The sequence below is a fragment of the Chitinophaga sp. SYP-B3965 genome, from assembly GCF_009647655.1.
GTDB lineage: Bacteria > Bacteroidota > Bacteroidia > Chitinophagales > Chitinophagaceae > Chitinophaga.
Genome location: NZ_WJFD01000005.1, coordinates 291,314 through 312,620, shown reverse-complemented (window position 1 = coordinate 312,620; position 21,307 = coordinate 291,314). Strand labels below are relative to the sequence as shown.

Here is a 21,307-nt window from a genome sequence, read left to right as displayed (position 1 = left end):
TTAATGCTTAAATGTTATCAAAAGCGGAGTTTAGCAGCAAAACCGATGCTTCTCAGGCTGGGTTGCATAAAGTAGTCAACCCCCTGGTAGTATGTGCCGGTATTGGCAGTAGATTCCGGATCAAACGGCGCTTTGTTGTAGAACATGAACAAGTTCCTGCCGATCACAGACACGTTCAGGCCTTTGATGCAGTTCGAAAACTTCTTCACCGGAACATCGTAACCGATGTATGCTTCGCCCAAACGGATGTTCGTAGCGCTGTACACATACATGGCACCGATACCGGAAGTACCTCCGCCGATGGTCTGATAATATTGTTGCGCGGGTAACCTGTAACCATTTACCACAGCACCTTCTTCTCTTGCTTTAGCCGTTGCTTCAGATACACCGAAGGCATCCATTACTGCTTGTGTAACGGAAACACCTACACCACCGAAGCGGCCGGTGATCAGGAAGCCAAGGTTGAAGTTCTTCCAGGCGAAACTGTTGCGGAAACCAAGATTGAAATCAGGATTTGCATTACCCGCTTTGATGTAACGGTTCTGGTCAGGCGCTACCGTGAAGTTGGTAGAGTTCACCCAGATATAACCGTGTTCATCCATTTTCAATGTATTTACATATACATCTCCCATAGAGCCCCCTTCTACCAGGATCATTTTATAACTGGCAGTACCACCCATATCCAGGCTGTCTACCGCTACTGTTTCACCGGTTTCCTTGTTATAATAAGAAGGCAGCAGTGCTTTGATCTTGTTGCGGTTGAGAGAATACACGATGTTGGACGTCCAGTCTACCTCACCCAATTTCTGGTTCAGGCTTAGTGACAGTTCAATGCCCTTGTTATCTATCCGTCCTGCATTCACATAAAAGCTGCTGTAACCGGAACTGGGAGACAGCGAAGGATTGAAGAGCTGGTTGTAAGTAGAAGACTGGTAAACGGTTGCATCTATCTTCAGTTTATTTCTGAAGAGCCCAACGTTGAAACCGGCTTCATATGATTTTGTTCTTTCCGGCTCCATGTCTGTTGCAGGAAGATAAGTGCTGGTTTGCGGATAACCGTTGATCACCGGGAAAGTGGCGATCGATACATAACGCGGAATAGCATTACCTACTTCACTGTAAGAAACCCTTGCCTTCAGGAAGGACAATACATCAGAACGGATGTCGAAGATATCAGAGAGCACTCCGGATAAACCTACGGAAGGATAAAAGAAGGAACTTGACTTGGTGTTAGCCAAAGGCGAAGCCCAATCTGATCTGCCGGTTACATCCAGGAACACGAGGCTTTTATAACCAATCTGTGCACTGGCAAAAAGACCTTGCGTTTGCTCATGGTAACCATCCTGGAATATTTCTATCTGGGAGAGGTTCAGGTTGCTGGCCGTAAATAAGTTGGGAACACTTTGCAAGTCGCCACCAATGCTGGCATTATCATACTTCACATCCTGGATGCTGGTACCAACGTTGGCATTGAGGGAGAAATTGTTAAAGTTCCTGTTTATGTTCACAAGCACATCTGCATAGATCTGCTGCGTGTTCATGTTGTATTTGTAATAGGCACCTGCTGCATCTGCAAACAAACCGGAAGTGGACGCATAATATTTGCGTTCGTTCACGGCAGAATTACGGTCGAACCTTGCACGGCCGGTTATATTGATCCAGCTGTTGACATCGTATTTCAGTGCAGCGCTCACGAGGAACCTGTCCTTATTATTAGTGAACATATTCCTTTCTGTGATCCAGTAAGGGTTCTGCATCTGGAAGCCCAGATCGCCGAAAGGCCAGTATTGCGTTTTGAAGTTGCGGATAGGATCATAACGTTCAAAAGCCTGGTATTTTGAAATATCGTCTCCGCGTGGGAACAGGTAAACAGGGATAAGCGGGTTGAAGTACTGGCCCTGGGACAACATATTCTGTTCTTCCAGTTTAACATACATCATGCTCAGGTCCATTGTGAACTTATCGTCCAGGAATTTGCTGGTGTTCCTTACTGAAAAATTGTATCTGTCCAGATCATTGTTGTGGATGATACCGCTTGCATTCACAGCAGCCAGGGATAAATAGGTCTGGTTCTTTTCGTTACCTGTGGAAAGGCTCACCGTATTGGTCACATTCGTACCTGTCTGGAAAAAATCTTTCGGATCATAACTGCTTGGTGTAGCCAGTTTTTCACCCCAGCTGTAATAGCTGCCTTTTTCAGATCCGTACCTGTTTTGAAAATCAGGCATTACGAAAGGTGAGTGGAAGGTGGTACTATTAGTTGCAGAGAGGCTGAACCCATCTTTCGAGCCTTTCTTTGTTGTGATCATCACTACGCCGTTAGCGGCCTGGCTGCCATAGAGTGCAGCAGCAGAAGGGCCACTCAGTACGGAAATAGATTCAATATCTTCCGGATTGATGTTAGAGATACCATCACCTGTTTGGCCTGCACCGGAGAATACATCATTCGGCTGTGAAGTGGTGAGGGAAGGCAGTGGAATACCATCTACTACATACAATGCATTATTAGCACTGGTAACTGAGCTTAAGGATTTGGTACCGCGCAATACAACTCTCGTGCTGCCACCCATACCGGCAGAACTGCTGTTGATGGTAACACCGGCAACTTTACCGGCGAGGCTGTTGATAAAGCTGGCGTCCTTTACGGTGGTCACCTCTTTACCAGAGATCTCCTGTACGTTGTAGGTAAGCGCTTTCACTTTTTTGGGAATGCCTAACGCAGTCACCACTACTTGCTCCAGCTGGCTTTCCACTTCTTTCAGTACCACTGTAATACTCGTATCATCACCAATCATCTGTTGTTCAGATTGATGGCCTACATAAGAGATCACGAGTGTTTGACCTTTTTCTGCTTTGATAGAAAAGCGGCCTTCTGCGTTGGTGGTGGTTACAGTGGAAGAACCTTTGATAGTAACCGTAGCGCCTTCCAGGGGAACACCTGCAGCGTTACGCACAATCCCGGTAACGTCCAGAAAGAGCGCATCTGCTGTTTCATCACCTTGCAGCTGACGGGATATACGAGGCCTTTCTTTAATGAAGATCGTTTTGTTACTGATCTGGTATTCAATCGGCTGGTTCTTCAGCACCATGTCCAGAAATTCATTCAGTGGCATCTGGCGGGAAGAAACAGTAACAGGTCTCACATCTTTCAACAGGCCTTTGTTAGCAAAGACCGTGTAACCAGTCTGTTGCTCTACCGCTTCAAAAACCTTGGCGATCGCCACATTTTTGCCGGTAAAACTGACCGTTTGAGAAACACTTTTCGCGCTTGCCCCCAGCAAGCCCAGCACCATAAAAAAACCGGTAAGCTTCATAGCTAACAGTATTTTGGTTAATAAGAGCTGCGGTTGCTTTTTCCGGTGCAGCCCCCGTGGCGAAGCTGCTAAGCCAACCGATACAGCATCCCGATCACAAATCGGCATTTTTTGCATAAATTGCATGAGTTTGATTAGTTAATAATGATGGGTTTTTAGACGAACACAGAATTTGAAATTAACTCAGACTACCGCCGCCCCGGATGCCAGTCCGTGGCGGTTTTCGTTTAAGTTCTTTTAAGGGAGTATAACAAGCCTCCTCCCCTGCTCTATACGGAAATGAACTTTAGACATTGCGAGGCCCTCTAGCACTTCAGACAGGGTAAGGTCCCTGCCCATTTTGCCGATGAATTCCAGTTTGGGAACTCCCTTTTCATAGACCACTTCTATATCATACCAGCGTTCCAGCTGGCGCATTACTTCTTCGAGTGTAGCATCATTGAAATTGAAGATGCCGTTTTTCCAGGCCATTACTTTCTCCATATTGGCATCGTTCAATACATTCATATGGCTGCCGATCCTAACCTGCTGGCCTGGTTTGAGGATTGCATTCTCGTTGCCGTTCGTACAACGTACAGCGCCTTCCAGCAAAGTGATGTTCACATCGCCTTCTTCTTTATAGGAATTGATATTGAAATGTGTACCCAATACTTCCACTTCTGATCCGTTACTGATCTTTACGCGAAAGGGCATTTCACTGTTATGTGTTACTTCAAAATAAGCTTCCCCGCTTACTTCTACCAGTCTTTCCGAACCAGCGAAAACAGTAGGGTAACGAAGAGAGGATGCAGCATTCAGCCATACCCTGGAACCGTCTGGTAATACTATTCTGAATAACCTGCCTTTGGGTGTGCTGAGGGTATTATAAGCGATAGCGGAAGCAGTGGCCTCATCTTTGGTATAGGCAAGCTGGCCATTATTCAACACTACTTTTGCTCCTTGCTGGTTGGCCACTACACCGTCATTCTTATCATCCAGTACGATAGTGGTTCCGTTGGCCAGTGTGAGGATAGCCCCTTCCTTTCCCGGGGAAACATCTGCTTTCGCCTGTATTTTTGTGGTGGGTTGTGATTGCTGGAAGAAGAATATACCGGAACCGGCGAGGATCAAAACTGCCGCAGCGGCTGCCCACCAGCGGAAGCGATATACTTTTGCCGGTTCTTTGATACCAGATTGTACACCCTGCCAGATGCGGCTCCAGTCTGCTGTTGGGAAATCCTCGTCTGCACTAACAGTTCCCCGGGCCACACAGTCTGCCAGCACTTTTTCTCCGAAGTCCTCTTTCAGCAGCTGCAGCATTTCTGCTGTTTCCGCTTCTGTGGCATTTTTCAGCGCATATTTTTCCAGTAAATATTGTAGTCTTCTTTCCATGTGTGAAATTAAGGATAGGGATTCCCTCCTATTAGAGACTGCGCTAAAAGGAAAAAGTATGAGGCTGATTTAAAGTTTTTGTTACTTTTTTAAAAAAGGGAGGAGGGATAATATTAAAAACAGTAAGCCTTCTGCATTTTTCAGGTAATTCCTTACCATGTGGAGGGCTTCGTAGAGGTGGGTCTTTACAGTATTGGGGGAAATATGCAATTCGTCCGCGATCTCTTTCACGGATTTTCCTTCCTGCCGGTTCATGAAATAGATGTTCCGTTTCTGTCCGGAAAGCTTGTCCATGGCTTCGGTGATCAAGCGGTTGGTGGTGTTGACGGCAATGGTGTCCTCCGTGATATTGGAGAAAGCCGGTAACTCTTCGCGTACTTTCCGGAGGATGGTTTCCCTGTTAAGATCGCTTTGGAGATAGTCTTTTACACGGTTGGAAATGATGCGGTAGATGTAGGCCAGTGGATCTTCGACCTCTTTGAGGGCGGCGCGGCTTGTCCAGAGACGGATAAATACTTCCTGGGCGATCTCTTCTGCCACGTGGGCAGATTTGGTCCATTTGTAAGCGGAACCATAAACGGTAGTCTTGTAACGGTGGAAAAGTTCTTCAAATGCAGCTTCACTGCCTGAAGCAATTGCCTCAAATAGCTCTTTAGCGTGACATTGTGAAAAGCTTCCTGTATTCATTCTTACGTGGCGGTGGCAGTGGTTGATTTTGCGGAACTAAATTAATGCAAAATAAAATTACTAAGGTGTTTTCTTGATAAGCGGGTGTTTTAGATGTGTTTTGCTTCAGATGTGTTTACATCCCCCAGGCAGTGATCACCAGTTCTCTTTCTCCCCCTGCATCCCGATGTTCGCAGAGGTAAATACCCTGCCAGGTGCCAAAGGCCATTCTTCCATTATATATAGGGATGAGTACGGAGCTGCCTAATAAAGAAGATTTAAGGTGTGCGGGCATATCGTCTGATCCTTCATCATTATGGAGGTAGTCGGGATCATTTTCTGGCGCTATCTTGTTGAAGTAGGTTTCAAAATCCTTTCTTACAGTTGGGTCTGCATTCTCGTTTATAGTGAGGGAAGCGGAAGTGTGCCTGATAAAAACCTGGCACATGCCTGTTTTTAGTTCTCCCATTTCCGGTAAGGCCCTGACTATTTCCGCGGTGATCAGGTGAAAACCCCGGCTTCTTTGTTTCAATCGTAATGCTTGCTGGAACATTCTCATGGGGTAAAAATAAGCAAGCCTGCAGGATTTAGTGTTTAATTGTTGTGTCTACGGGTATGACCTGTGTACTATCTGTACGGGTAGTATCTCTTGTTTTACCGGTTAGTAAGCTATCTGCCTGCATAGGGCTAATGCGGGTACTGGGGGCAGTGCGCTCTTGTTTGGAGATCATTCCCATATTCTCCATCCCTTTCCTTTCTTTTTTGCTGAACAGGTTTTGTGGTTTCTTTTCCCTTCGCAGGCCATCCTCAAAACGAGACTCTGCACCTAACCTGGGAGGCTGGTAAACTTGCTGCTTCCGCTGAAATACGCTCCTTACATTGGAACAGCTGTATAACAGCAGTAGTCCGATTATTATTTGTACGGGGAAACGCATGTGGGTTTAACGTGTGATGGGTGGGGTTTATTGTTCTTTACTTATCTTACCGCCATGAAACTACGCTTCAGCTGGCTATACTTCACACTCACTATCCTCCTGTTTATTATAGAAGTCCTGATCGCGGCTTATCTGCATGATGATTTTATCCGCCCTTATGTAGGGGATTTCCTGGTGGTTATCCTGCTTTACTGTTTTGTTCGTAGTTTCCTTCAGGCGCCGGTGGTTCCGGTGGCATTAGCTGTGCTGGCATTCTCCTACCTGGTGGAAACCTTACAGTACTTTAATGTGGTAAAACATCTGGGGCTTGAACATTCACGGATAGCCAATATTGTTATCGGCAATTATTTCACCTGGTCAGATATTCTTGCTTATACGCTCGGTATTGGTTTCATTCTCCTCTGCCATTTTTTTAATCGTCATAACAGTTCCTCTCCAGTAAAATTCTAAATGTTTACGGATGACTTCTGTAGGGAAGTTTTCTATATTGATCGTCAACGCCGTTTTTTCTTCTATTTGCGTTAACACAAATGTAAGTATGGAATAGTTCTCTGGTATATCGGGAAGGCGGGATACATTGCTTAGATGGGTGTAACTTAATTTATTCCCTTTATCATATTGCAGTATTGTTCCCTTGTTCTCAAACTTTACATGATGAAACCCCTGAATGAGAATAGGGGAATTGATCTTCCAGTCAGTATTTACTTTTATTTCCATTTCAGGCCCCCCCATCCATTCAGCCATTATTTCAGGGGTTGTGAGCATCCTCCAAACCTTTTCCCCGGTTGCGTTTATTATAACTGTTGTCATTGAATATCATTTTAAAAAGAAAGGCTTTGAGATTTTATGCTCAAAGCCTTTCTTTTTTATTTTGCAGCTGCCTGCGGACTTACAAGTGGTTCATCGCTACCATGATGACAGGTATAACATGTAACCGCTGTTACCTCATTGCCTTTGAAATATTTTTTGTTGATACGTGCAGTCATGCGCATCATATCACGCGCGATCTCTTTATGATGATTCTCGTCGCTGGCGAAGTCGAGCTTTTTAGGATCATCTTTGCGGGGTGCATGGCAGAAGTTACATTTTACACCCAGTGCATCTTTGTAACTTTTCATAATATTATCCAGCTCTTCGTGGCTGATGTTTTTGGGGAGGACCTTTAGGTTTTTGGCCCTTTCCTGTTGCTGTGGCAGTGAAAGCGAGCAAAGAGTAATTGAAATCAATACTGTTGCCATTAATACAATACTGTTCTTCCTTTTCATGCGCATTGAGTTTATTGAGTTAGCGAATTCATACTGTATAAAGATAATATAAGTTATCACTTACAATATAGGCAACTCGGCAATTATTCTTACCTTAATACAAAATAACCCCAAAATATGCCCCTTTTCATGGACCTCCACAAGGCCGCTGACTACAGCGTCAAGCCCACTGTGGAAGAGATCAAACACAATCACATTGCTGACCTTGCGGTACAACAAAAATATCATGTAAAGTTCCTCCAGTACTGGATCAATGAAGAAGCCGGCCTGGTATTTTGCATGATGGAAGCACCCGATAAAGAATCCTGTGTGGCCGTTCACCGGGAAGCACATGGTGCTATGCCCTGCAATATAATTGAACTGCAGGGAGGCGATTACCAGGCTTTCATGGGTGATGACATGACCGTGAATACATATGATATTGTGGAAAGAGCGGACGGCACCATGGATACGGGCTACCGCATTATCCTCATAACAGATATCATTTCCGTATCAGAAGCATCTGCCATCCATGAAACGATTGAGCAGCTTGCAGGCCAATCCGGAGGCCGTTTTATACAGCGGCCAGGGAACCGGCTCATGATGGCGTTTTCCACTGGCCAGGCAGCCATGGGATGTGCAACAGATATTTTACGGCACATACCGGAAAAATTTGGAACGGGTCATGAGCTGCGGATCGGTATTGGAGCCGGCGAGCCCGTAACAGAACAACATGAGCTATTTGCCGACACCATTAAGCTGGCCAACCGGTTATGTGACATTGCGCAGAACGGCCAGATCGTAATCGCTCCGCTAGTGATAGAGCTGACAAAAAAAACGGCGCTCCAGCAGGTTGGACTATTGAAAATACTTAATAACGAAGATGAACGATTCCTCCATCAATTGATAGACAACATTCACACGATGTTGCAGGATCCGGGATTTTCCATTGACGTGCTCAGTAAAAAGCTGGGTACAAGCAGATCACAGTTATACAGGAAAATAACAGGGCTTACCGGCTACTCAGCTAATTCCTTTATCAGGGAATTAAGGTTGCAAAAAGCCCTCCAACTGATCAGGAGTAATTACGGGAATATTACACAGGTAGCTATGGAAGTCGGGTTTACAAACCCTTCCTATTTTGCAAAGAACTTCCAGGATCGTTTCGGCATATCTCCATTGAAGGTGTTAAAGAGCTGGTCTGAAAATAGCAGGATTTGAATCAAATGTGGTGGTTGCCGGTATGCTGGTATCACTAATTTGCAGCCTCAATAATTTAAACAATGGAAACACCCCAAACACCCCAATTTAATGCTACAAAGTACAAGCAAACCACTTACGAACAATGGCAGGCAGCAGCAGAAGCCTGGTACAGATGGAGCCCGCTTCTTCATACATGGCTTCATGATGCAACTGAAAAAATGATGGAGATGGCCGGCATCAGCGAAGGCCATCATGTACTCGATGTTGCCGCCGGTGCCGGTGAGCAATCCATCACGGCAGCACAAAAAGTAGGACCTTCCGGATCCGTGCTGGCAACAGACATTTCTCCCAACATCCTTTTATTTGCGCAACAGCTGGCCCGTGAGGCAGGTTTGCAAAATATAGGAACAAAGGAAATGGACGGGGAAAACCTGAGTGTTGCAGATGGTACATTTGACGCCGTTATTTCAAGGGTTGGCCTTATCTATTTCCCGGATCAGCAAAAGGCTTTGCGGGAAATGCTCAGGGTATTAAAACCCGGCGGGAAAATAGCCGCCATTGTATATTCAACACCCGAGAAAAACAAGTTCTTCTCCGTACCGGTTTCTATTATTCGCAATCGTGCGGCATTACCACCTCCTTTGCCAGGACAACCAGGGCCGTTTAGCTTAGGTGCTGAAGGCGTCATTGAAGCAGCGTTTACAAAAGCCGGTTTCAAAAATGTAAAGTCTGCGCTGGTACATTCACCGGTGTTATTGCCTTCCGCAAAACAATGCGTGCAGTTTGAACAGGAATCCTTTGGTGCTTTACATCAGATGATGAGTGGTCTTCGCGATGCAGAGAAGGAATCTGTATGGCAGGAGATAGAACAGGCGTTGGAACAATTTGAAAATGGCAGTGGCTTTGAGGGTCCTTGCGAAATGATCGTTGCTGTAGGGGAGAAATGATCCTATCGCTATAAAAGGGCTGCTTCTTGACAGAGGCAGCCCTTTCTATTTAACATAATAAAGAATTTTCAATTGATTATCAGCACATTAGCTTAACCAACAAGCCTGAAACCAGCCATGGTTGCTTAATCCTTGCTTCATCCTTGCTTCGTGTTGCACGCCAGCGCGGGTTTAAGCATGGATGAAGCTAGGATGAAGCAAGGATTGTCTATATTAAAACGGCCATTCTTGCGTTCTAATGAAAGACAAAGGGAACGAGATATTAAAAAGAGCTTAAAATTTTAACATTTCTACAATAACTTTTGCATAAACTTTCCTCCCCTTTAGTCGTCTTATATATGTAACAACAGCCTATCGTATGAGAATATTACATTCATTGCCTGCGGTTCTTATCAGCTTAATGCTGACAACCGGCGTACAGGCGCAGGACGAAACGGGTTTGCCTGGGGACAACTTTAGCCTGGAAGGCGCCCTGGAGATGTTCAAAAAGGCCGAAAATCCCGGAGAATTTGAGAAAATGCTGAACACCAGAGAGAATGGTGTCAATAATCTGGATTTGAATCAGGACGGGGATATCGATTATATCCGCGTTGTCAATAAAAAGGATGGAGATGTGCAGCTTTTCGTATTACAGGCATTAGTGTCGTCTTCAGAAAGTCAGGACATTGCTGTGATAGAACTGGAGAAAACCGGTGATGATCGTGCAGTGGTACAGATCGTTGGGGATGAAGACATTTATGGTGTATCAAAGATTGTGGAACCTTCCGATAAAGATGAAGTGGCTGCTTTTAATGATGATGAAACGGTAACGTACGGATCCACATCCACCGCTGCCGCTTTTGCACCATCAGGATTGGTGGTGAACGTGTGGTTCTGGCCATCGGTGCGTTTTGTGTATGCACCGTATTACAGTGTCTGGGCATCTCCCTGGAGATGGTATCATTATCCAACCTGGTTTAGGCCATGGAGGCCGCTGGCATGGGATGTTTACCAGCCGATCTGTTATCGTTACAGACCAAGGTACGTGGTGATACATACGCATCGTATTGTACGGGCCCCGTATATTTATCGCCCGATACGTGCAAGGTCTGTGAGTGTGTATAACAGGAATCGTGTGGTGGTGAATAACTACCGTACTAATTACCATAGAAGTGCTCCATCACGGCAGTATGATCATAACAGGAGTACACCATCACGTCAGTTTGATCGCAACACGAACAGGAGTGTACCATCACGTCAGTTTGATCGTAATGCAGACAGGAGTACACCGTCTCGTCAATTTGATCGTAATGTAGATAGGAGTGCGCCATCACGCCAGTTTGATCGTAATGCAGACAGGAGTGCGCCGACACGTCAGTTTGATCGCAATGTGGATAGAAGCACACCATCACGTCCGGCTGAAAGGAGTACACCGTCACGTCAGTTTGATCGTAATGTGGACAGAAGTACACCATCGCGTCCAGCTGATCGTAACGTGGAAAGGACTGCTCCATCGCGTCAATTTGATCGCAATCCCAACGTGAACAGGAGTGCACCATCACCATCACGTCAGTTTGATCGTGCTGCTCCAGCCGCAAGGCCACAGGGAGGTCAGATAAACCGTAGTCCACGCTCTGTTAATCCCTCTCCACAAAGGAGTACGCAACATAGCCGACCTTCGCGTCAGAGATCATAATTAAGTTTATTATCAATATAGTAAAGGGAACACATCGTGAGATGCTGTTCCCTTTTTTCTTACTAACTTTCCTATATGAATAGCATAACAGTTTTCTGCGGCTCAAGTTTCGGTTATGATGAAGTCTATAAAACTCAGGCAACCTTGCTTGGGCAAACATTAGCAAAGAAAAAGATCCGGCTGATCTATGGCGGAGCAAACATTGGATTAATGGGTGCAGTAGCAGACGGCGCTTTACATGCAGGCGGAGAAGTGATTGGCGTACTGCCAAAATTCCTGCAGGAAAAAGAAATTGCCCATGAAGGTCTGACAGAACTAATTCTTGTAGACAGTATGCACGAGCGGAAAATTAAAATGAACGACTTATGTGAAGGAGTAATTGCTTTGCCAGGTGGTTATGGAACATTAGAAGAACTTTTTGAAATGCTGACCTGGGGGCAACTCGGCCTTCATAAAAAGCCAATGGCCCTTTTTAATATAAACGGATATTATGACAGTTTAAACGCACTGACAAAGACGATGGTTGACAGCGGCTTTTTGAAGCAACTCAATAAAGATATGCTTTTGATCAGTGATGATATTGAAGATCTCTTAAATAAAATGGCTGCCTACAGAGCACCTGAAATTGGAAAATGGGTGACGAAAGAGCGGTTGTAAATACAACATACCCTTGTTCAAAAAGCAACTCAATCTTGACTCCATATTTTTTATTGTACAATAACAGTACTCCCGGCTTTATCGTCCTTAGGTAATGTCACATTTATAATACGTTCATTCAACTTTAACTGCAGTGCACTTAATTTTTGAGTTGGGTCTGCTACCGCTATGGCAGTACCATTGCCTTTGACCATTACAATGCAAGGCGCTGTAGCCGTCAGTGTTAACTTGTCATTGATCTTTACAGATCCCGCTTTGTAAAAAACAATGCCTGTTCTTTGCAGGTCTGTTTGTTGCACGGCCTGAAGATCTGCGGTATTTGCAAGGATTTTCACAGGCGCTTTTTTACTATACGCGGCGGTTGAAACAGCATCTATTGCAGGAACCACAATCCACGCATAGTCGGCATTTTGTGGTTGTACACCATGATCCAGCCAAAGGGTAAATACATCTTTCCGTACAGTTTCTGTTGAAGCCGATGCCTGGTGGTTAATCAGCCGCCAGTTACCGGTCGCTTCCCTGTTGCTGACGTTTACACTGGCAGGTTGTGGGAAGATATATGCTACGCTGTCATGATAAACCCAGGATACGCCTGGCAGTTTATGGTCTCCTGTTTTCAATGCACTGCTTTTGTTATTCGCACCTGCGATCACCTCCCCGTTCAATAAACATTGATTAAGGGTTGTGAACACAGGTAAAGCAGCGTCTGCATGGATACCTGCACCCAGGCACACTATTTCATTATCAAAGAAGAACCATGATTTACGTGCTTTGAGCGGATCGTGCACACTGGCAAAATCAAACGCTGCCACACCATATGCTCCATCGCTTACACCACCGGCAAAATCAGTCAGTCCTTTTTTAGCCAGCTCGTTCCAATGGGACACATTTGCCTTTTGGAGGATGGTAGTGCCGGGGATCTTCTGCCAGTCCCATACGGGAAAGATGTTGAAATACTCCTGCCCAGTCCGTGAAATGAAAAGAGAGCCATCGCCGTAGTGATGGTTCCTGATCCCTTCTTCGTTGTGTGGTTGTTCCATATTACTTGCACGTGCAGAGTGCATACGTACAGATGCGAAGTAATCAGGGCGCTGATGGCTGTAATAATGCGAATACCAGAAATAGCGATCACGTGTGCGGTTGTATTTTATTTCCCCTTTGCGGACACGGATGATAGTATTCAACTCTTCAGAGCGATAGTTGGTAGCGGCCAGCAGGTTTTGCGGCAGGCCGATGTCTACTTTTCCCAACGCATTCCGCCGGCTGATATCACGGTTCATAGTACCAGGATCGGGATATGTAGCGTAGATAAGCGACTGGCAGATGCCATCCAGGTAATAATCAACTAATAGCTTCATAGCTGGTTCGGGAAAAGAGAATTGTGTGCCGCCAATCCTTGAAGCCCAATAAGCAAAAGAACTGGCAAAGTTGGTCCCATAAGTAAGAATAGAAGTCACATTATCTGTACGATGGTGAAAACTCAGATCGGGTTTAATCCCCCGGTCCGTAGTGATCTTGACCTGTTCAGCCATTACCCTGATGACCCGTTGCAGGGTATCCGGATCATTGTTGAATAATGCCTGCTTTCCCAACATGCCGGCAATCGGCATGAGGTCTCCACCAGGGCGGGCGCCAAAGGTTTCGAGGTTTGCCCTGTGGGCGATCTTTAATCCTTCCACCCGTTGCTTCTCTGTAAGGCTGCTATCCATTACCAGTAAAGTATTGATCATCAGGTTAGGTGTGCCCATTTCATTCCACCACCAGTTGTCGCACCTGAAATCATTTGCCAGCCAGAAATCAAGCGCTGCCGAGAAAGTCTTTTTTACTGCAGGATCTCCCAGGAAAGGAGAGCCGGGCTTTTTATAAGCTCTGGCCAGAGATAACATGTTTTCCAAATGGTCTCTATGCTGAAAGCCTGTGCGGGAAACATCTTTGTAGTTGATACCAGGCCAGGTACCATCTGGCTGAAGGGTTTTTACCAGTTGTGTGATGGCCGTCTTGTTTACGGAAGGCTCCAGTAAATCGCCTACTATCCTTTTTTTGATGATGGGTATGTCTTGTGCCAGGCTGTTGGTGAAAGATACCAATACGAGCAACGCAATTGCGAATAAAGAAATGAGTCTCTGATGCATGTAACGTGGAATTATATTACCCAAAATACCATTTCTTTATTTAAGGAGCAATTATCCACCCTATTGCAAGATTTGCTATCTTTTGATCTTATGGAACGTTACCAGTACTTCAAACAATTTTTCGATATCAGCATGGCAGACTATCGTTTGCTGACAGAAAATCTAAAACTCCGCTCGTTTAAGAAAGGAGATTTCATTACTGTGCCCGGGCAGGTACAACGGGAACTTTACTTTGTAAGAAGTGGTGTACAGATGGCTTACTTAGACGTGGGCACCAAAACCCATGTCATTGACTTTAGCTATTTCCCCAACTTATGTGCCATCGCTGAATCCTTTTCGTTTCAAGTACCCTCTAAATATTTTTTAACTTGTTTAACAGACAGTGAATTTGAGTATCTCAGCTATGAGGACCTGCAAAAGCTGGTTGACCAATCCCAACAAATAGAAAGGCTCTTCAGGCGAATGGCCGAAGCCATGTTAGCAGGCATGATAGACCTCCATATTAACCTGCGTGCTATGACCATAGAAGAAAGGTACAAAGCGTTATGCCAGAGAAATCCGCAACTGCTGCACCTGGTACCGCATAAGTACATTGCTTCCTATTTAGGTATAGACCCCACGAACTTCAGTAAACTGTTCAATCATGTGAAATTCTGATCTTGGTGCAGACCAAGAATGCTTTGCCTGCTACTTGCGAACTTTGCAATGAAGCAAACCAAAAAGCTATGATCACTACAGAAAACAACGGGAACTATGCAAATGTCAACGGGCTGAGCATGTACTACGAAGTGTATGGAGAAGGAAAACCCCTCCTTCTTTTGCCGGGAGCAGTCTCCGGAATCGATACTGCATTCGGAAACTTAATTCCTTTGCTGGCAACAGACAGACAGGTTATTGCCCTTGAATTTCAAGGCTATGGACACACCGCTGATATTCCAGAACGTCCGCTCTCCTATGAACAATTTGCAGATGACGTTATTGGATTACTGCACGTTTTGAATATAAGGCAAACAGATATTTTTGGATACAGTACCGGGGCAGGTGTAGCATTACAGGTAGCCATGCGCAAACCAGACCTTGTCAGCAAACTCATCCTGGCTTCCGTTACCTACAAAAGCAGCGGGCAACATCCGGCACTCATTGAATTGTATAAACTGCTTACTGTCGAAGCCATGAAAGATACCCCCTATGAAGCAGAATATCTCAGCACAGCACCAAGGCCCCAGGATTGGCCAAAGCACCTTGCTAAAGCAATAACGTTCAATCAGAAAATACAGGACTGGTCAGCAGATGATATTCGAAAGATTAAGGCTCCTGCATTGATCATCGCCGGTGATGCAGATATCGTTCAACCCGGGCATGTTGTGGAATTGTATAAATTATTAGGTGGCGGCGGCCTTGGTGAGTTATCAATGTCAGCCTCACAACTGGCCATATTACCCGGAACCATGCATACCGCACTAACAAAAAAAGTAAATTTACTAATGGCAATGATTCCCGATTTTCTCAAATCCTAAGTGGGCTGGTTTACATTACGTCCTCAATAAGTATAATAAATTTGTCATAATGTAATGTTTACGTTACATTTGGTAACGTAAACATTACATTTATGAGGCAAAATCCTTTTCCATATTCATACTGGGCTAAAATACTGGGAGTTCTGATAATTGCTGCCGGTATTATTAGCTTTTTCCTGCAACACCATAAAAAGGGTGTTTTTGATTTCAATGAATTAGCAGTGGGATTAAGTTGGGGGTTTGTATTTATCTTCTTTTCTAAGGAGAAGACAGATGATGAAATGATACAAAGCCTGAAATTTAAGGCATTGGCGATGGCAGTAATTGTTGCATTTTCTATCACCCATCTTTATAATTATCTTTTCCTTAACTGGCGCTTTAAACGAGCGCATGATCTCATCCTTTCCATTTCTGCCTATCAGTTTTTAGCATTAACATTAATGATCGCTACTGCTTACTTTTATTACCTGAAGCATCAGGAAACTTTAAATGGAGAGGAATGAAGAATCTTATAAAGGTTGAGCGGGCAAGGCAAAATTTAACACAGGCAGAATTAGCTGAAAAAGTGAAAGTCGCCCGGCAGACTATTATTTCAATTGAAGCAGGCAGATTTGTTCCTTCTTCCATATTAGCCTTTAAAATCGCTAAAGTGTTACATTGCAAAGCTGATGAACTTTTTGAGCTTGAGGAACAGGATTGGTTGTAAAGAGTTTCGAATAATTAACCAGGAGCCTCACAATAGTGGTTTTCTTTTTTATTTCGCGTGATCCTTTTTAATGGCTTCAATTACACTAGCTATTCCGCTGTCTCCAAGGCCCATTTTCTCAGTTCTGCTCAGGATATCGATTATAAACGATGGGAAATCAGTGCCAATATTCTTTTCCTCGCTTAACGCCTTAACGTGTTCCATTGCCGATTTGTGAATTTCGATATTACCATCGTCATTAGGGTATATGCCAGTCCCGATAGCTTCAGCATGTTCTTTAAAAAGAGCATTTAAAAATGGCGTGTGATTAGCTGCAAGGGCAGCAAAGCGGCCTGCTTGCTGACCTTCAGCCGCGATAAGTGCTGATGCATGGTAAAAACCGATAAGGCTTCCCCAGGCCAAAGTAAATAAAGCGTTATCGTAAAGAGGGGTTAACCCAAAATCACTTCCTAAATACGCAGGAGAGCCTAAAACTTCCAGCAGTGGTTTTGCTTTTTCGAAATAGCTGTAGTCCCCACTAAACAGGAAGAGTCCCTCTTTATGTCCAACGCGTTTAACACCGCTCATTGCTGCCGCATCTAAATATGGAATATTCCTTTTTTGGGCAAACTCACCAAAGTCTCTGGCCTGCTGCGTAGTTCCGGAACTAATGTTTATCAAAATTTTTGTTTTCCAGTCAATTTCAATTGGATCCAAAATTTCTATAAGATTATCATAAGTAGCCACAGCCGAAATAATAAGATCCCCTTCAAGGATTAATTCTTTTTCTGTTTTGGCCAGATTAGCACCTGAGGAGACCAGTGCCTCCGCTTTTTGCAAAGTTCTGTTCCATACGGTTGTGTTGTACCCAGCTTTTAGATAGGCCTGGCCTATGGCATTTCCCATGACCCCTGTTCCAAGAATACTTATCTTTTTCATTTTGTTTACTGAATTGTGTTAAACAAAACTAGGGCAACCCATCATCTCAGGCAATAAGGGAACAAAGATTCAGCAGGGAACATTTTTTCCCTATCATTTATGATATATGTATATTTATAATAAACCCCGGTAATGCAACACTATTATGATGCCCTTTTTGAATATATCTCCCTGATAATCGATATCCCAGAGCATGACAGGGCTCAATGCCGCACTACTTTTAAGCCTTTGCGGGTACCCAGGGATACTATGCTGGAGGTAGCCGGCAAAGTTCCGGAGCATCATAATTTCATTGTGTCAGGTTTTATGCGAAAGTTTTATATCAATGATAAAGGGGAAGAAGTAACCGTTGACTTAAATAATGGCCCGCGGTTCTTTACCTCCTATTTCCCTTTCGTGAGTCAGACTATCTCCAACGAATACCTCCATTGCATTACTGATTGTGAGTTGCTTAGGATCACCAAGGCAGATGCTGACAGCACTTCAGAAACCAGCATAACACAAAAGGACTACACGATCAGGTTATTCCAGCAAATACAGGAAGAAGACAGGCAACGGATGAATGATCTGGCCACGCTTACCGCCGAGCAACGATACATAAAGCTAATGAAGGATTGTCCGAATATAATAAAAAACGTACCGCTTAAATATATTGCTTCCTATCTCGGGATAAAACCTGAAAGTCTCAGCAGAATAAGGCGGGAGATCATTTCTTAACAATTGTTAAGTAGAAAATCAGCAGGCTGAAGTTATCTTTAATCAACCACTTCAGCCACATGAAACAAGTAATCCAAACTATAGCTATACCTCTCTTCAGGAATGTTACCCGTTTTTGGTTTGTGATAACCTTTTTGGGACAGTTAGCCTTTGCATACTATATACTAATGCTGTATTACAGGTCTACTGCTCTCGGTGATTTCGAAAAGTGGAATACCGCCAGTCCGCATTTCTACGTTCAAGGTGATGTTGTTGGAAACCTGATCTTTGGCTCACACGTAGCATTGGCTGCCGTAATAACCATTTTGGGGCCTCTACAATTAATACCTCAGATCAGAAATAAGATGCCCAGGGTTCATAGGATCAGTGGCAGGATCTACATTTTTTCAGCGTTCTTAATTAGTGCTGCGGGTTTATACCTCACCTGGAAAAGAGGGGCTATTGGCGGACTATTTAGTGCTGTCGGCATAAGTATTAATGCGCTGATCATTATCGTGTGTGCATTTTTTGCCATCAGATATGCCATGCAAAGGAATATAAAGTTGCATAATCAATGGGCTGTGCACTTGTTACTGGCAATGAGTGGTGTGTGGTTATTCCGGGTATTTTTTATGCTCTGGATGTTGATCCACAGAGCGCCTGTTGGTTTTGATCCTGAAACATTTACAGGGCCTTTTTTAAATGCCCTTGCTGTATTTGTCTACATCCTTCCCCAGGCGGTAGTCGCGTTATACTTTAAAGCTAAATTTTCAAACTCCGCCTATAAAAAACTGGCATTTTCATTATTACTCTTTGTTATTACGATTGGCATTGCGATAGGTACAATGGGGGCTATCAGCGGCATGTGGCTCCCCCGGATATGAGTTTTTTACTTTTTATCCAATGTTTTGATTATTACATTCTGAAACTTTTCAGGTTCATCCTGATGAATCTGATGCCCAGAATTTTCAAATAAAAATAGATCCTTCTTTGGTGCGTTCAATTCCTCAAAATACTCTTTTGTGATCCTGGTCGATGTTTGAATATCGTTTTTGCCAACAAAAAAATAAACCGGACAGTCAACTTTCTTTAAAGTCTTTGGTAAATCAATATTCATTACTTCATTCCACGCAGGCGACCAGGTTTTTGACCATTCAAGAAAAAACTTTTTGAAATCATTACTTGTTGCATATTTTTTACCCTCTTTATAAAAAAGCCATTTTCTTAAATAAAACAGGTCTTCGTCAATTTTAAAAGGAATATTTACGCTCGCTAATTCTTTACTGGCACGAGCATTTTCTTTAAAATAAACCTTCAAAATTTCGAGCAATTCTTTCTCACTCGCTAATTGACTGATAACGGGATTTACAGCAAAATAAGCATGTAATAGTTCAGGATGATCTCTAACGATGTAAAAACCTAAAACGTTTCCCCAGGAACTGCCTAATAAATATATTTTCTCCTGGTTTAGCTCCTTTCTTAGAAAATTTATAACCTGATAAGTGTCCTTTTCCATTAGCTCAACCGACGGTTGTACTGGCGAAGGATTTAATTTCAATGTTTTCCCGGCATCTCTTTGATCCCATTGAACAATGGTAAATTTACTTTTTAGGATATTTGTAAATGGAGTTGCATTATTCATCATTGAGCTTCCAGGGCCGCCCGATAAAAAGAGAAGTATAGGTTTATTTGAATCATCTGTTTTAATTTCTATGACCTGTTTTATTCCGCCAATTTCAGGTGTTAGAAGTGTGTCAGTTTTTACTGTCTGAGCTGAGCAGAAGATGGGTAACATTAACAGAATAAAAAGGCTCTTTATTTTCATGATTTATACATTGTAATAAAAGAAAAAGGCCTTCAAGCAATGCCTGAAAGCCATTTTATCTGTGTAGCGAGATCGGGAGTTGAACCCGAGACCTTTGGGTTATGAATCCAAAAAATATGGTTCGATATGGTTTTAAGTGGTTTTATATGTATTGATTATCAATGTTTTGATAAAATATAAAATCACGGGAAATCACGAAAAATGTCAAATTGTTGTACCTATGTTGTACCAAGTTTTCGTATATTTGCCTTATAAATACTAGGTTTTATGGCATCCGTAAAAATCGTTTTGAGGCAAAAACAGAATAAGGACAATACTTATCCTCTCGCCCTTCGTATCACGCGCGATAGAAAAACCTCCTTTATTCATTTGGGTTATCACCTGCAAACTGCCGATTGGGATGCTGAAAGGTCACGCGTTAAGAAGTCCCACCCCAATAGCGCGCGTTTAAATAATTTCATCCTGACAAAGCTGGCAGAAGCGAATAACAGCTCACTGGAACTTGAAACGAAAAAATCAGCCACAGCACACGCCGTTAAACAGAAGATAAAGCCAAAAGGCGGTGCGTCCTTCTTCGGGCAAGCTAAAGTCTATCTGGATAATCTGCTTAAATCCGGCAACTATAATTGCTACAACCCCGATAATTCACGGCTGGAAAGTTTCCGCGAATTCCTGGGCGGCGATATTGAATTCACGGACATTACAAAGCCTCTGCTGGAAAACTATTGCGCCCATTTGAAGGCAACCCGCAATCTGTCCGAACGCTCGATTATTAACTGCATGTTGGTTATCCGAACGGTCTACAATAAGGCGGTTGATGCGAAAGTAACGGACAAAACCAACTATCCATTTGGTGGTAAAGAGGGCATTTCTATCAAATTCCCTAATTCCCTTAAGATTGGCGGTACACCCGAAGAAGTGATGACGATAGAAAAACTTGATCTGTCGGACGTACCGCATGAGGATCATGCGCGGAATGTGTGGCTTCTCTCCTTTTATTTTGCAGGAATACGCGCCGGCGATGTGCTGTTGCTCAAGCGTTCGGATTTTCAGAATGACCGCCTTTTCTATTCCATGAATAAGAATGACAAGGCGGATTCCTTGAAAATCCCGGAGAAAGCCCGCCCTATTATTGAGAGATACAAGGCTTTGAATTGCAAGAATGGCCTGTTATTTCCTGACTTGGAAGTTGTTGCAGACCTCAACGATCAATACGTAGTGCAGCGTAAAACCTCTTACGCTATTCAATATCTAAATAAGTATTTAAGAAGAGTTGCCGAAAAAGCAAAGATAGATAAGCCTCTCACGATGCATATTGCTCGTCATACGTTTGGCAATATCTCCGGCAAGAAAATTCCGCTGCAGGTGCTACAAAAATTGTACAGGCATGCGGATATACGCACTACGGCTATTTACCAGCAAAACTTTATTCATGAGGAAGCGGATGCAGCTTTGGATGCTGTTCTTGGGTAATTAAACCATTGTTTGAAACCCGCCGGGA

General features: G+C 43.8%; 22 protein-coding genes. 12 read left to right on the top strand and 10 right to left on the bottom strand.

Annotation, left to right across the window (positions count from 1 at the left end; translation table 11 throughout):
- Positions 1-17 precede the first annotated feature (17 nt).
- The 5 genes from GFS24_RS24595 to GFS24_RS24575 form a co-directional block, all read right to left on the bottom strand.
- On the bottom strand, positions 18-3,314 hold the full coding sequence (locus GFS24_RS24595; protein WP_173003183.1) for a SusC/RagA family TonB-linked outer membrane protein: 3,297 nt from the start codon (positions 3,312-3,314) through the stop codon (positions 18-20).
- A gap of 237 nt (positions 3,315-3,551) precedes the next feature.
- A complete protein-coding gene (locus GFS24_RS24590) occupies positions 3,552-4,685 on the bottom strand; it encodes a FecR family protein (RefSeq protein ID WP_153664293.1) in 1,134 nt (377 codons plus the stop codon).
- An 81-nt stretch (positions 4,686-4,766) separates the two neighbouring features.
- Positions 4,767-5,372, bottom strand: a complete 606-nt coding sequence (locus tag GFS24_RS24585; RefSeq protein ID WP_153664291.1) for an RNA polymerase sigma factor — start codon at positions 5,370-5,372, stop codon at positions 4,767-4,769.
- 115 nt (positions 5,373-5,487) lie between these two features.
- Positions 5,488-5,904: a secondary thiamine-phosphate synthase enzyme YjbQ gene (locus GFS24_RS24580; protein ID WP_253906581.1), complete on the bottom strand. Its 417-nt coding sequence runs from the start codon at positions 5,902-5,904 to the stop codon at positions 5,488-5,490.
- Between the two features lie 34 nt (positions 5,905-5,938).
- The gene (locus GFS24_RS24575) at positions 5,939-6,286 is read right to left on the bottom strand and encodes a hypothetical protein (RefSeq protein WP_153664287.1); all 348 of its coding nucleotides are present in this window, start codon (positions 6,284-6,286) and stop codon (positions 5,939-5,941) included.
- Between the two features lie 54 nt (positions 6,287-6,340).
- On the opposite strand from GFS24_RS24575, the gene GFS24_RS24570 reads away from it, so the two are divergent.
- The gene (locus GFS24_RS24570) at positions 6,341-6,736 is read left to right on the top strand and encodes a DUF2809 domain-containing protein (RefSeq protein ID WP_153664285.1); all 396 of its coding nucleotides are present in this window, start codon (positions 6,341-6,343) and stop codon (positions 6,734-6,736) included.
- Here the strand turns inward: GFS24_RS24570 and GFS24_RS24565 are convergent.
- Both GFS24_RS24565 and GFS24_RS24560 read right to left on the bottom strand, forming a co-directional pair.
- Positions 6,644-7,018: an SRPBCC domain-containing protein gene (locus GFS24_RS24565; protein WP_253906590.1), complete on the bottom strand. Its 375-nt coding sequence runs from the start codon at positions 7,016-7,018 to the stop codon at positions 6,644-6,646. The genes GFS24_RS24570 and GFS24_RS24565 overlap by 93 nt on opposite strands.
- A gap of 134 nt (positions 7,019-7,152) precedes the next feature.
- Positions 7,153-7,551: a c-type cytochrome gene (locus GFS24_RS24560; protein ID WP_153664281.1), complete on the bottom strand. Its 399-nt coding sequence runs from the start codon at positions 7,549-7,551 to the stop codon at positions 7,153-7,155.
- Between the two features lie 129 nt (positions 7,552-7,680).
- Between GFS24_RS24560 and GFS24_RS24555 the strand changes: the two genes are divergently transcribed.
- The 4 genes from GFS24_RS24555 (at position 7,681) to GFS24_RS24540 (ending at position 12,012) form a co-directional block, all read left to right on the top strand.
- Positions 7,681-8,751, top strand: coding sequence for a nickel-binding protein (locus tag GFS24_RS24555; RefSeq protein ID WP_173003182.1), 1,071 nt, complete (start codon positions 7,681-7,683; stop codon positions 8,749-8,751).
- A 62-nt stretch (positions 8,752-8,813) separates the two neighbouring features.
- Positions 8,814-9,680: a class I SAM-dependent methyltransferase gene (locus GFS24_RS24550; RefSeq protein WP_153664277.1), complete on the top strand. Its 867-nt coding sequence runs from the start codon at positions 8,814-8,816 to the stop codon at positions 9,678-9,680.
- A gap of 358 nt (positions 9,681-10,038) precedes the next feature.
- On the top strand, positions 10,039-11,355 hold the full coding sequence (locus GFS24_RS24545) for a hypothetical protein (protein WP_153664275.1): 1,317 nt from the start codon (positions 10,039-10,041) through the stop codon (positions 11,353-11,355).
- Positions 11,356-11,430: 75 nt separating this feature from the next.
- Entirely contained in the window at positions 11,431-12,012 is a 582-nt protein-coding gene (locus GFS24_RS24540; RefSeq protein WP_153664273.1) for a TIGR00730 family Rossman fold protein, read from the top strand.
- Positions 12,013-12,062: 50 nt separating this feature from the next.
- On the opposite strand, the gene GFS24_RS24535 is transcribed toward GFS24_RS24540, so the two are convergent.
- A complete protein-coding gene (locus GFS24_RS24535; RefSeq protein WP_153664271.1) occupies positions 12,063-14,144 on the bottom strand; it encodes a polysaccharide lyase family 8 super-sandwich domain-containing protein in 2,082 nt (693 codons plus the stop codon).
- A 90-nt stretch (positions 14,145-14,234) separates the two neighbouring features.
- On the opposite strand from GFS24_RS24535, the gene GFS24_RS24530 reads away from it, so the two are divergent.
- From GFS24_RS24530 to GFS24_RS24515, 4 genes are all read left to right on the top strand, one after another.
- Positions 14,235-14,801, top strand: coding sequence for a Crp/Fnr family transcriptional regulator (locus GFS24_RS24530; protein WP_153664269.1), 567 nt, complete (start codon positions 14,235-14,237; stop codon positions 14,799-14,801).
- Positions 14,802-14,869: 68 nt separating this feature from the next.
- Positions 14,870-15,661, top strand: coding sequence for an alpha/beta fold hydrolase (locus tag GFS24_RS24525; RefSeq protein ID WP_153664267.1), 792 nt, complete (start codon positions 14,870-14,872; stop codon positions 15,659-15,661).
- 92 nt (positions 15,662-15,753) lie between these two features.
- Positions 15,754-16,164 carry a hypothetical protein gene (locus GFS24_RS24520; protein ID WP_153664265.1) on the top strand — a complete coding sequence of 137 codons (411 nt, stop codon included), beginning with the start codon at positions 15,754-15,756 and terminating at the stop codon, positions 16,162-16,164.
- Entirely contained in the window at positions 16,161-16,367 is a 207-nt protein-coding gene (locus tag GFS24_RS24515; protein ID WP_153664263.1) for a helix-turn-helix transcriptional regulator, read from the top strand. The genes GFS24_RS24520 and GFS24_RS24515 overlap by 4 nt, the downstream gene beginning before the upstream one ends.
- A 48-nt stretch (positions 16,368-16,415) precedes the next feature.
- Here GFS24_RS24515 and GFS24_RS24510 read toward each other — a convergent pair whose 3' ends face one another.
- Positions 16,416-17,285 carry an NAD(P)-dependent oxidoreductase gene (locus tag GFS24_RS24510; protein ID WP_153664261.1) on the bottom strand — a complete coding sequence of 290 codons (870 nt, stop codon included), beginning with the start codon at positions 17,283-17,285 and terminating at the stop codon, positions 16,416-16,418.
- A gap of 132 nt (positions 17,286-17,417) precedes the next feature.
- Between GFS24_RS24510 and GFS24_RS24505 the strand changes: the two genes are divergently transcribed.
- Positions 17,418-18,002, top strand: coding sequence for a Crp/Fnr family transcriptional regulator (locus GFS24_RS24505; RefSeq protein WP_153664259.1), 585 nt, complete (start codon positions 17,418-17,420; stop codon positions 18,000-18,002).
- Between the two features lie 59 nt (positions 18,003-18,061).
- Positions 18,062-18,865 (top strand): DUF2306 domain-containing protein, encoded by an 804-nt coding sequence (locus GFS24_RS24500; RefSeq protein WP_153664257.1) that lies wholly within the window; start codon positions 18,062-18,064, stop codon positions 18,863-18,865.
- 5 nt (positions 18,866-18,870) lie between these two features.
- On the opposite strand, the gene GFS24_RS24495 is transcribed toward GFS24_RS24500, so the two are convergent.
- The gene (locus GFS24_RS24495) at positions 18,871-19,806 is read right to left on the bottom strand and encodes an alpha/beta fold hydrolase (RefSeq protein ID WP_153664255.1); all 936 of its coding nucleotides are present in this window, start codon (positions 19,804-19,806) and stop codon (positions 18,871-18,873) included.
- 267 nt (positions 19,807-20,073) lie between these two features.
- Here GFS24_RS24495 and GFS24_RS24490 point away from each other — a divergent pair, with 267 nt between their 5' ends.
- Positions 20,074-21,279 carry a site-specific integrase gene (locus GFS24_RS24490; RefSeq protein ID WP_153664253.1) on the top strand — a complete coding sequence of 402 codons (1,206 nt, stop codon included), beginning with the start codon at positions 20,074-20,076 and terminating at the stop codon, positions 21,277-21,279.
- Positions 21,280-21,307 lie beyond the last annotated feature (28 nt).